This is a genomic window from Bradyrhizobium yuanmingense (genome assembly GCF_029167105.1).
Classification (GTDB): domain Bacteria; phylum Pseudomonadota; class Alphaproteobacteria; order Rhizobiales; family Xanthobacteraceae; genus Bradyrhizobium; species Bradyrhizobium yuanmingense_A.
Genome location: NZ_JARFML010000026.1, coordinates 111,621 through 120,733 on the forward strand (window position 1 = coordinate 111,621; position 9,113 = coordinate 120,733).

The following is a 9,113-nucleotide window of genomic DNA, read 5'->3' on the forward strand; positions in this document are numbered from 1 at the left end:
ACGTGCCGGTGAAGTCCAATAACCGCCCCGGTGTGGTAAGCGTCAGCGGGACGCCGACGCAGAACCAGACCTTGACCGCGACCGTGAGCGATGCGGACGGAGTGCCGGGCACCGTCTCCTATCAGTGGCAGCAGAGTGCGAACGGCAACTCGTGGAGCAACATCAGTGGTGCGACCGCGAGCACGCTAGTCCTCGGGCAGGCCCAGGTCGGCAGCTTCATACGTGTCACCGCCAGCTACACGGACCTCTCGGGCAGCACCGAGGCCCCGGTGAGCACCGCGACCGCCACGACAGTGGCCAACGTCAACGACGCCGGCGCTGTCACGATCACCGGCACCGCGACCCAGAACCAGATCCTGACGGCCAGCGTCACGGATCCCGACGGCGCGCCCGCCAGCATCACCTATCATTGGCAGAGCAGCCCCGACGGCACCACTTGGACGAACCTGGCCGCCACGACCTCGAGCCTCACCCTCGACAGCAGCCTGGTCGGCAAGCGGATCCGCGTGAATGCCACCTACACCGACCTGCTCGGCGCCAGCGAGAATGTGACCAGCGCGGCCACGGCGACGGTTGCCGCTGCGAGTGCCACCACTACGCTGTTCACCACCCAGACGCCTGTCATCACCAATGCCAGCGACGGAGTAGGTTATGAGTTGGGGATGCGCTTCACCAGCGACACCTCCGGCTCGATCCAGGCAATCCGGTACTACAAGGCCCCGGGCGAGACGGGCACGCATATCGGCCACATCTGGTCGGCCACCGGCCAGGAGCTGGCGACGGTCACCTTTACCAACGAAGGCGCATCGGGCTGGCAGCAGCAGGCGCTCGCCACGCCGCTGACCATCCAGGCCGGCACGACCTACATCGTCTCCGTCAACATCAACAGCTCCTACGTCTCCACCACGCAGGGCTTCGCCTCAGCCATCAGCAATGGTGGCCTGAACGCCCCGGTCGGTGCCGGCGTCTTCGACCTGACCAAGGGCGCCTTCCCCACCAACGTCTATCAGAATGCAAACTATTTCCGCGACGTCGTGTTCGCTGCGGGCTCGTCAAATCCCAATAACCGCCCCGGTGTGGTAAGCGTCAGCGGGACGCCGACGCAGAACCAGACCTTGACCGCGACCGTGAGCGATGCGGACGGAGTGCCGGGCACCGTCTCCTATCAGTGGCAGCAGAGTGCGAACGGCAACTCGTGGAGCAACATCAGTGGCGCGACCGCGAGCACGCTAGTCCTCGGGCAGGCCCAGGTCGGCAGCTTCATACGTGTCACCGCCAGCTACACGGACCTCTTGGGCAGCACCGAGGCCCCGGTGAGCACCGCGACCGCCACGACAGTGGCCAACGTCAACGACGCCGGCGCTGTCACGATCACCGGCACCGCGACCCAGAACCAGATCCTGACGGCCAGCGTCACGGATCCCGACGGCGCGCCCGCCAGCATCACCTATCACTGGCAGAGCAGCCCCGACGGCACCACTTGGACGAACCTGGCCGCCACGACCTCGAGCCTCACCCTCGACAGCAGTCTGGTCGGCAAGCGGATCCGCGTGAATGCCACCTACACCGACCTGCTCGGCGCCAGCGAGAATGTGACCAGCGCGGCCACGGCGACGGTTGCCGCTGCGAGTGCCACCACTACGCTGTTCACCACCCAGACGCCTGTCATCACCAATGCCAGCGACGGAGTAGGTTATGAGTTGGGGATGCGCCTCACCAGCGACACCTCCGGCTCGATCCAGGCAATCCGGTACTACAAGGCCCCGGGCGAGACGGGCACCCATATCGGCCACATCTGGTCGGCCACCGGCCAGGAGCTGGCGACGGTCACCTTTACCAACGAAGGCGCATCGGGCTGGCAGCAGCAGGCGCTCGCCACGCCGCTGACCATCCAGGCCGGCACGACCTACATCGTCTCCGTCAACATCAACAGCTCCTACGTCTCCACCACGCAGGGCTTCGCCTCAGCCATCAGCAATGGTGGCCTGAACGCCCCGGTCGGTGCCGGCGTCTTCGACCTGACCAAGGGCGCCTTCCCCACCAACGTCTATCAGAATGCAAACTATTTCCGCGACGTCGTGTTCGCTGCGGGCAACGTCATCTCACTACTTAGCAGTTCGACTGTCTATGTCAGTGAGACGGGAGGGATGGCTACCATTACCGTCGTACGCTCCGGCGACCTCCAATCTCAAGCGACCGTGGAGTACACGACGAACGAAATCGGCACCGGCGGCACAGCTACGGCGGGCCAGGACTTCATCCAGCCCACGTTTAATGGCCGGTCGAACACCGGTCAGGTCGTCTTCAACCCCGGGGAGAGCACCAAGAGCTTCACCATCCCAATTGTGAACGATCAGCTCACCGAGGGTAACGAGACGTTCGCGGTGGGGCTTCAGAATCCCGGTTCCGGCTCCCTCGGGACCCCGCGCACCGTGCTCGTGACCATCATCGACGACGACTCGCCCGTCGCGATCTCAATGGCGGACGCGGCGATAAGCGTTACCGAGAATACACAGACGGCGACGATTACGCTGTTGCGCAGCGGCAGCACCAGTCAAACAGCTACCGTCGGCTTCACGACAAGCAACGGCAGCGCCCTCGCGGGTTCCGACTACACCGCCTCGTCAGGCACGGTGACTTTCGCTGCTGGCCAGGTGAGCCAGACGATCACGGTCCCGATCATCAACGATGCGACGCCGGAGAATGACGAGACCTTCACGGTCACCTTGAGCAACCCGGCCGGCGCCACTCTCGGCGCCGAGACGACGACGACCGTGAAGATCCTGGATAATGACAACCCCGAGCTCGGCAATCTGGCCGGTGAGACGTACGTGACGGGGCTGGGCCAGGGGTATGCCGACGGGCCAACGGCGATCGATTGGACTCCAGACGGCCGCTACATGCTGGTTGCCCAAAAGGACGGCGTGGTGCGGGTGGTGGACAACGGAGAACTTCGATCAACTCCGCTGATCGACATTTCGAGCGAGGTAAATGGCGTCAATGATCGCGGACTGCTGGGTATCGCGGTGAACCCGAATTTCGCAACGAACCACTATGTCTACCTGCTCTATACCTACGATCCACCCGAGACGGCGGGTCAGCCCGGCCTTGCCGGCCCCGATCAGGCCGGCAACCGACCTGCTCGCCTGGTGAGGGTCACCGTTGACCCAACCACAATGATTGCCGATCCGGCGAGCGAGGTAGTGCTGGTCGGAAAGAACAGCATCTGGGCCTATACGAGCCGTCCCGACGTAAACAGCACAGGCGATCCGAGCATCGCTCCTTCCGGCATCGTCAATGGCACCACGATCACAGCTCCGGCGAGCCAGATCGAGAGTGGATCGCAGGACAACGATCCGGACCGGACCGGCATCCAGAACCAAAACATTCGTGACTATCTGGCGACTGATAGCGATTCGCACGGCGTAGGCGCAGTTCATTTCGGCCCTGACGGCTATCTCTACCTCACCGTCGGCGATGGCGTGTCGTACAACTTCGTCGACCCCCGGGGAGTGCGCGTCCAAGACATCCACAATCTATCGGGCAAGTTGTTGCGGATCGACCCCGTTACAGGTGAGGGAGTGCCCGGCAATCCGTTCTATCAGGCAAGCGATCCAAACAGCAATGCGTCGAAGGTGTTCTACTACGGTGTTCGCAACGCGTACCGCTTCAGCTTCGATCCAGTTACCAATCTTCCTGTGCTCGGAGATGTGGGCTGGAACAGCTGGGAAGAGCTGAATACGGGGCCAGCCGGCTCGAACTTTGGATGGCCCTATCTCGAAGGCCCCGACAGGACCGGCAGCTACCAAAATCTCGCGCAGGCGATCACCTTCTATAACAATGGCAATCGGAACGATACGTCAGACCCGCCCGCCGTATTTCCGATCCTGTCTCTAAGCCACGGGGCTCCCGACAATGCCCACGTGATTACCGCGGGAGATTTCTACAATCAGAACACAATTTTCTTCGACGATGTCCAAAACGGAACGATCTTCGCTGCGACCTTGAACGCAAGCCGGCAGGTCACCAGCGTCCAGTTGGTGGACAACGTACAAGGCATCGTCGACATGCAAAAGGGGCCCGACGGCTGGATGTACGGGGCCAATTTGATTGATGGCACTATCCGACGTTGGGTCGACCCCTCGGCAGTTACGGCGCTGGGGCTCGCAGCGTCGTCCTAGCAGACGCCGGTCACGGCTTTCGTCCATCGATGACGATCTGCTGGGGCGGCTTACGAAGTCGGCGCCGCCCTCAACGACGACTTCGGCCGGTCAGGCGAGTTTTTGCACGATTGCCCGTCAGCGAACTGCCCTATCGTTTTGACCAATGATCGAGGTCTCGGCGATGGACCTCAGACGGGCGAGCCGGTATCGCGCCACCAACTCCGGACCAATGGTCAAATCGGCTCCACGGTACTCGCGCCCAAGATTGAGATCTTGCGAAACTCCGCTCAAGGTGCCCGCCACATAGCGTTGAACCACCCGTACATACGCTTCGGCACCGACCATCACGGCTCGGCCAAAAATCGTATGCAAGTCGTCCCCCGGTTCGTATCTCGAATGCACTGTCTCAAAGATCGGCCCGCTGTCGACGCCGGACGTGCATTCATGAATGGTCGCACCGAGCATGTCCAACTCGTCGTTGACGACAGGCCAAAAGCTGCACGCGGTTCCGCGATACTGGGGGCTAATACCTGTATGCAGGTTGAAACAGATATCGTTTGCAGAGCCGAGGACCGCATTCTTCACGACCGACGTGCCGTAAATAAGAATCGCATCGGGGCGCCTCTGCCGCAGGACTTCCAAGCTTTCGGCGCCGTTTATGCCGTCGACATAGTCGATTTGATCAGATGCATAGAATGTTTGAGCCTTTTGCCCCAACAGACTTTCAAGTGACCGAGTTCGGGCCTCATCGTCTCGAATCAACTTGAGAAACACAGCACGGGTTGCTTTTCCTAAGAAATGCACCACCCCCTTCCGTACGGCGCGCCGCAGTCTTGTCCTCCGTGCCGACCGGTCCACAATGATGCGGTCAATGGAGAGTCCAGCGCAAAGCATGTTTGCGACATAACGATGTTCTGGGCCATCCCGCGTCAGAATCACTATTCTCTTTTGTTCGGGCCGCGCAGCTACCATAGCCAATCTCTCGCACACCGCAGTACAGGCATAACCCGGAGCTTAAACGGAATCTCTTCTGGCGCCGCGTTCCCCAGGCTAATCCGATAGAAAATGTCAGCCGCCGGTTTAAAGCGGTTGCTTTTCGCATGCACCAGAAAGATCGCCTTGTGATTACGCCGTGCGGCGCGCAGCGCATCTTCGGTCGCGTCCAATGTATTCCCATAAGGAATACTTAGGCATTGAACCGTTTGTCCCGATAACTTCTCCAGAAGCTCACGGCTTTGCACGATCTCGGTCTCCAACTCGCTCGATGAAAGCGAACGAAAGAACGTGTGGCTCATCGAGTGGTTTCCTACTTCAATCCCTAAGCTCGCAAACCGCTTGATATCGGTGATATTAAGAAAGAGCTTCGATGTACGCCAAAGCTCCAATTCATTGGTGCCCATTGCGGTACACAGCTGCTGCTTCGTCTCCGCAATTTGCGCTTGAGTCCATTTTGAAATCACGTTGGCGATGAGCCTAGGGACTGATGTTGGTCCGGTTTCGTTGATCTTCAGGAGCGCTATCAGTTGCTGTTGACCGAGCACCACCGCTGCCAACGAAAGGATATTATCCACTGGCAATCTGCTTCCGAGCATCGTTGTGGGATTGACGAAGAACAGCGAAGGTGCATTTGCCGCTTTCAGGACAGTACTTGCGGTATCGAGAACTGAGCGATATGCGTCATCGAAGGTGATCAGCAAAGGTTTACGCGGCAGAGTGCCGCTTACAAGGTCCGATCCGCTCACCATGTCAAAATGACGCACGAAATACTTGACGTGCTTCTCAAAGACCTCTGGCCTTGTAACAACTCCAAGCTTGCTGGTTAACGGGTCTTCATGGTCCGCGATATGATGATAGACCACAATGGTAACGTCGCGCCGCATCGGTGGCTATCCCTGGCGCGAGCGAGATAACGCGCCCCCTGACGGACGTTCCACAGCAGCTATCTCCCCTGACAGGTTGTTGCGCGGATTGCCGCGCGCGCTCCTCACGCCGACATGGCTCCAGCCATTCACCCAGCGTTGACGATGCTGCCAGACATAGCGCCAGTTTCGCGCCTTTTCACGCAAATCACTTCTGCCGGAGACCAGGCCGGCCGTTCCGTACGCAAGCAAGCGCAGGAGGGGAAGCATCATGTACAGTGTCTTGCCTGCGAGAATCGTCGCAGCGGAATTGTGACGCCGCAGCAGCGTGATCCGGCCGGCAAGGACCTTGATGCGTTGCTCTGCTTGATCGGGCTCGGAAGACTGGCCGTAATGAATGATGGTAGCTGCAGGCGTGATGGTCGGGGATGCACCAAGCTTGCGCGCCCGGCGGCACAAGTCCGCTTCTTCACCGTACATGAAAAACTCGGGGTCAAAGCCGTCAAGTTGCTTCCAAAGTTCGCGGTCAATGAGAAGAAAGCAGCCCGTGACAATGTCGACTGCACGAATGCTGTCACGCTTCCAGCCACCGTATCCTTCGGGATTGAAAACCGCGCTGCTGCGCTTCAAGCTGGTCAGACCAGTAGCAAAACAGAAGATGCTCCATAGGGTGGCATCTCCCCAACAGGAGCCAGGATTCAAGCGGCCGTCAGACAGCACGGTGCGCCCGCCCCAGATCCCAAAGCGCGGATTCGCATCGGCGAACTCGTGCAGATGATCGATTGCGTGATTCAAGATCAGGGTGTCCGGGTTGAGCAGCAGAAACCGGCGACCCCGCGCCCGCATCGCGGCGATGTTGTTGGCGCCGGCAAACCCAAGATTTTCTCGCGACGCGATGAGCTCGAGTTGAGGGAAGTTTGCGCGAATGGCTTCCGGAGATCCGTCTGTTGAAGCGTTATCGAAAACGATGACTTCGTAGAGTACCGACGTTGTTTGTGCCAAGACAGATCGAATACATTCGAGCGTCATGGTGCGCGTGTTGTAGCTCACGATGATGATCGAAATGTCGGGCTCAGCGGCCCGATAAATTGCCTCCGGCATGGGATTCAGCCTCGTGCGATACGTCAGGACCCACCCTCGTTTAATGTTCGACCGAACCCATCTTCGACAACCAACTTGCTCGAGCGCGACTTGTCAGGCACGTCCTTCTGAGGGTCGCCAAACCATCCCGAATTGGCTCTTCAATGCGGTGAGGCCTGGCGACCCGGCTCGGCGATGCTAAGTGCGCGTTCCTGCAAACTCGAACTTTCTCGGTTCCTTCGCGACTGCACCGCCCGGTCGCTGCGCGCGACCCCGGATCGCGCACCATTTTCCCCCCGCGCCGCCACTGCAGATCCCAAGCTCAAATGGAAACGACATCTCTCCTCGTCTTCTGTATGGCATAACCTACCGGAGCCCAGGAATTAAACGTTTATATTATTATATCGATTTAATTTGCAAGCTGTTATTTCCGAACGGGCGACCTTAATTCGAGAATACAAGCCGCGAGCTTCCAAGGCGTGCTGCTGGCTGCGGCAGGAAAATGGATCAGCGGATCCGAGGCTGAGGAAGCAAACTGCCCGGGACGAGTTGGCCATTGACGATGGTTGCACTCCTGACGTTCTCCCATTTGGTGATCGTCATTGTTCCGCCGCCCGCATTGTTGATCAGAAATGCGCCGTATAGGAACGGGCCAACGAAATACACATCCTTAAGGGAAACAGCGACGTTCATGCCGTCGGGATGCATTCGCAACCCGTAAGGTCCGCCCCAGAACAGGACGTTCTCAAAGCTTACTGAGCCCCCTAATCCATCAGCATAGAAGAATCCGGCCGTTGCATTGGTGTTGTTATAGGTCTTGAATGTTGTATTGCGAACCGTGATCGTGTTGGTTTTTCCAGGATCATAACACTGAAGCCCGTCTGCGTGATCGCCCGGCAGACCTTTGGTCTCGATGTAGACGCCATCAATATTGATGCCGCCAACACCGTCGGAGCCAATACACCGGAATCCCTCGTTGGATCGAATGCGGGAATTTTTCAGAGTGCAATCGCCGCAAACGACCGAGCTTCCATCGTTGTTGTGATCCCAGGAACGATGCTCGACGACTTCACCGTTGCTGAAGAACTTCCCGTAACGGGTGTATGGCTCGGAGGTAGTTCCAGCAAAGCGTGCGTCATCAAATGAGAGTGGAGGAGTCGACGCCGGAGCAGGAAAAGGCGAAGGCGAGGAGGCGGGACCTGGCGCTTGGCTGGAGGAAAGTGCCTGATCCGCCAGTGCGGAACCGGCGTAACACAAGCCGGCAATTATTTGCGCCCAGCCAAAGCCTCGGCAACGCCCTACTTTCTTCACGGATCTCTCTCCAAATGATTGCGACCATGCGGATTTCGCCTGCCGCAGACAGCAGGCGATCTTAATCAGAGGTATTTCATTGAATGGTTGTCTGGCTTATGCTCCCTTCCCGTCGGTTCTCGCCCACAGAATGTGCCGTGGCATTTGCACCCGAACCCAGCGATACCGGACGTGCGACCATGGTTTGATTTCGGGTGAGAGATTGTCGAGGACGAAATCGCCATTTCGCGTGCGCACGAGAAGCACGAGGTGATGCTCTCCGGAACTGACGACGACTTCGCTCAGTAGCAGGACTCGCGCAGGCCAGCCGCGCCGAAGCAATTCGTGGCGCTTGCTCACCGCGTAGTCATTGCAATCGCCGTGCTTGGGGTTGATGACCCATTCCTCGCCGGCAAGGCCGAGCTCGTTGCGCGCCGGCACGATGGCGAGATTGACCGCGCGATTGACCTCCTGCAGAGCCGCCCAGCGGTCCTCGGTCAGCCGGATCGGCCCGCCGCGAAACGAGCGCGGCCGAAGACATTCCGCCTCGTAGCGCAGGCAGAACACGGTGTACGCAAGGGGCGGCAGCGTCGGGCTTCCCAGTTCGATGTGCTGCCCTGCCCGCGGCGTCGCCGACGAGGTCGTGCCGATCGCGATGTCGGCCTTGTCGTCCTGATAGGCTTCCGCGAGCGCGGCCTTGGCCAGGTCCGGCTTGCCCTGG

General features: G+C 59.5%; 6 protein-coding genes. 1 reads left to right on the forward strand and 5 read right to left on the reverse strand.

Features of this window, described 5'->3' with window-relative positions; all coding sequences use genetic code 11:
- Positions 1-2: 2 nt before the first annotated feature.
- Positions 3-4,181 (forward strand): DUF4082 domain-containing protein, encoded by a 4,179-nt coding sequence (locus P0R31_RS28765; protein ID WP_275517781.1) that lies wholly within the window; start codon positions 3-5, stop codon positions 4,179-4,181.
- Between the two features lie 117 nt (positions 4,182-4,298).
- On the opposite strand, the gene P0R31_RS28770 is transcribed toward P0R31_RS28765, so the two are convergent.
- The 5 genes from P0R31_RS28770 to P0R31_RS28790 all read right to left on the reverse strand — a co-directional run bounded on the left by P0R31_RS28770 (position 4,299) and on the right by P0R31_RS28790 (position 9,097).
- Positions 4,299-5,135, reverse strand: a complete 837-nt coding sequence (locus tag P0R31_RS28770) for a formyl transferase (RefSeq protein ID WP_275517782.1) — start codon at positions 5,133-5,135, stop codon at positions 4,299-4,301.
- Entirely contained in the window at positions 5,129-6,043 is a 915-nt protein-coding gene (locus P0R31_RS28775) for a polysaccharide deacetylase family protein (RefSeq protein ID WP_275517783.1), read from the reverse strand. The genes P0R31_RS28770 and P0R31_RS28775 overlap by 7 nt, the downstream gene beginning before the upstream one ends.
- A gap of 6 nt (positions 6,044-6,049) precedes the next feature.
- Positions 6,050-7,123: a glycosyltransferase family 2 protein gene (locus P0R31_RS28780; protein WP_275517784.1), complete on the reverse strand. Its 1,074-nt coding sequence runs from the start codon at positions 7,121-7,123 to the stop codon at positions 6,050-6,052.
- 486 nt (positions 7,124-7,609) lie between these two features.
- Positions 7,610-8,413 carry a hypothetical protein gene (locus P0R31_RS28785; protein WP_275517785.1) on the reverse strand — a complete coding sequence of 268 codons (804 nt, stop codon included), beginning with the start codon at positions 8,411-8,413 and terminating at the stop codon, positions 7,610-7,612.
- A gap of 96 nt (positions 8,414-8,509) precedes the next feature.
- Positions 8,510-9,097, reverse strand: coding sequence for a transglutaminase-like cysteine peptidase (locus P0R31_RS28790; RefSeq protein ID WP_430516873.1), 588 nt, complete (start codon positions 9,095-9,097; stop codon positions 8,510-8,512).
- Positions 9,098-9,113 lie beyond the last annotated feature (16 nt).

Excerpts from the sequence above, each read along its gene's own strand:
- P0R31_RS28770 (WP_275517782.1), bottom strand. The coding sequence starts at position 5,135 with ATGGTAGCTGCGCGGCCCGAACAAAAGAGAATAGTGATTCTGACGCGG.
- P0R31_RS28775 (WP_275517783.1), bottom strand. The coding sequence starts at position 6,043 with ATGCGGCGCGACGTTACCATTGTGGTCTATCATCATATCGCGGACCAT.
- P0R31_RS28780 (WP_275517784.1), bottom strand. The coding sequence starts at position 7,123 with ATGCCGGAGGCAATTTATCGGGCCGCTGAGCCCGACATTTCGATCATC.